At 29.6% G+C, this 2,514-nt stretch carries 3 protein-coding genes; 1 reads left to right on the forward strand and 2 read right to left on the reverse strand.

All coding sequences use genetic code 11. From position 1 onward, the window contains the following. Positions 1–204: 204 nt before the first annotated feature. Positions 205–588: a cytidine deaminase gene (locus Q0W26_RS11915; RefSeq protein ID WP_298525747.1), complete on the reverse strand. Its 384-nt coding sequence runs from the start codon at positions 586–588 to the stop codon at positions 205–207. Between the two features lie 274 nt (positions 589–862). Between Q0W26_RS11915 and Q0W26_RS11920 the strand changes: the two genes are divergently transcribed. After that, positions 863–2,026: an IS110 family transposase gene (locus tag Q0W26_RS11920; RefSeq protein ID WP_298525749.1), complete on the forward strand. Its 1,164-nt coding sequence runs from the start codon at positions 863–865 to the stop codon at positions 2,024–2,026. A gap of 377 nt (positions 2,027–2,403) precedes the next feature. Here the strand turns inward: Q0W26_RS11920 and Q0W26_RS11950 are convergent. Beyond that, a partial coding sequence (locus Q0W26_RS11950; RefSeq protein WP_342765351.1) for a stage V sporulation protein S occupies positions 2,404–2,514 on the reverse strand: 111 nt, incomplete at its 5' end.

Genomic DNA, 2,514 nt, shown 5'->3' on the forward strand with positions numbered 1-2,514 from the left:
CTAACATTAAACATCCATAAATATGTTCTGCAACAGATTCTAATCTTTGACTTGATACTTCAATTTCTTGCCAACCTGTTCGAATTTTTTCTTTTAATCGATTTGCAATTATATAAAAATTAATTATATTTTCATTCATTTGGATCAACTCCGTTTCTTCTAATTCATTCATAACTACATAATTTTTAATATTGTTATTTATAATTATGGTAGCCATACATGGGGTAATAATTCAGCTAGTGTAAATATTTGATTATCGCCAATCATAATTTCAGTTTTCAAATTCTCACAATTAACTTGTTTTATTAATTCACGGCATCTTCCACAAGGTGGTACTGCCCCATTTTTATCAGTAGCCACTATTTTTATAATTCTTGACTCATTGTTTTTTAACATTTCAGCTATAGCAGCATGTTCAGCACAAAAACCTATAGCACAATCTGCAACAATACATATTCCTGTATATATATTTCCTTTATCTGTCATTAATGCACATCCAACATGAGCATATGACACACTTTTGTTTAACTCCTTTTTTCCCGTTATCTCTCTTGCTCTATTATATAAAATTTCAAAATCTCTATCCATATTTTTCTTGTATGATATATTTAATAACTTAAATAACCATACACTCCTTTCTTTATATTTCTATCTATATTTAGTATAATCTAAGTGTGGTAACTGTGGACTTTTGATATTTCTTATAGCTTTGACTATTTTGAGGAGTGTATTGCCACAGTTTCGTTTTTAATTATTTATTGGTTGGATAAGTCTTTGAACTTTTATGTCTAGCAAGTTTATGAGAACGAATACATGTGGAAGTTGTCACAGTTATTAATTTATTTGAAAGGTGGTACTTTTTATGTTTTATGTTGGAATTGATATTGCTAAAAATACTCACTGGGCTTCTGTTATGTCCTCTGATGGAGAGGTGATTTGTGAACCTTTTTCGTTCTCTAATGATAACAGTGGATTTCAAAAACTTATTTCTAAATTAGAATCTTTAGACAAAGAAAAGATACTAATTGGATTAGAATCTACTGCTCATTACGGCGAAAATATCATTTCTTACTTGTTTAATCTGAATTTCAAAATTGGACTTATTAATCCAATTCAGACCGCTAATCTACGTAGGTCTAATATCAGAAAAACTAAGAATGATAAAGTTGATACGTACATAATTATCAAAGCGCTAACTTTAGGTAACTACTCTCTCATCACATCTAGAGATATCAACAATTTAAAACTCAAAGGCTTATGCCGTTCACGTCGTAACTTAGTTACTATGAGAAGTAAAGCTAAAATTCAATTAGTATCTTATATGGATCAGATTTTTCCTGAACTTGAACAGTTCTTCAAAGGAAATCTTCACCTTAATGTATCATATCAGTTATTGAAAGAATATTCAAGTCCTAACGCCATAAAAAATTTACATTTGACTAAACTTACTAATATTCTTCATGATAACTCTCATGGTAGATATGGTAAACAAGATGCTATTCGTTTACGTGAATTGGCTAAATCCTCTGTCGGTATTGATAATCCTAGTTTATCTTTACAAGTTAAACATGCTATTTTACAAATTGAACTTTACAATGAGCAAATTGCAGAAGTTGAAGCACTTTACAAGTCTATTCTTGATGAGATGGAATCTCCCATCTTAACTATTCCTGGTATGTCTTACAATCAAGCTGCTGTTATTATTGGCTCTATTGGTGACATTAACCGCTTTGAACATTCTTGTCAATTACTTGCTTATGCTGGATTAGACCCTTCTGTTATTCAATCTGGTAACTTTCAAGCTAGAAGTACAAAAATGTCTAAACGTGGCTCTGGAATGCTAAGATATTCGCTTGTTTATTCTGCTCACAATGTTGTTCGCAACAACAAAACTTTTAGAGATTACTACGAACTTAAGCGTTCTCAAGGTAAATCTCATTATTGTGCTTTAGGACATGTTGCTCATAAATTAGTTCGTGTCATATTTAAAATGTTAAAAGATAATGTTGCTTTTAACTTAGATTAATTAAATATTGATTTTTCAATGTTCTTCAGCGTTTTTAAAAAATTATTTAAAAACGTTTATTAAAGTTGACCCTTCTTTCTATTAAAAATTTTTTTACTTTTTTTCAAAAAACTATTGACTTTTCATAGTTGGTCTCCTCATGATTGGTTTGCTCGATTTATTAAAATTTTATAAAAAAGTCTCAACAAATAAGTAATACAATTTTAGAAGTAGGAAGTATGAAGGTTGAAAAATAATTATAATTCTTTTCCAACCAAATTTGTACATTAGGAAGGGATGTTATTAAATATAAAGTTGAATTTTTAGTTCCATCCTCATACCTCATACTTCTTACATCACTATTTTATAAATTTTTAGTATTTCAGTTTTTTTAATGTTTATTTTCTAGATTCAACTATAAGCTTAATCCCTGTCCTATCCTCACCTTCAACCTCTACTTCCGCAAACGCTGGTATGCAAACTAAATCTACACCTGCAGGTGCTACAAA

The organism is uncultured Methanobrevibacter sp. (genome assembly GCF_947169325.1).
GTDB lineage: Archaea > Methanobacteriota > Methanobacteria > Methanobacteriales > Methanobacteriaceae > Methanocatella.

Coding starts and splice junctions, on each gene's coding strand:
- Q0W26_RS11915 (WP_298525747.1), bottom strand. CDS start 588: ATGGATAGAGATTTTGAAATTTTATATAATAGAGCAAGAGAGATAACG.
- Q0W26_RS11920 (WP_298525749.1), top strand. CDS start 863: ATGTTTTATGTTGGAATTGATATTGCTAAAAATACTCACTGGGCTTCT.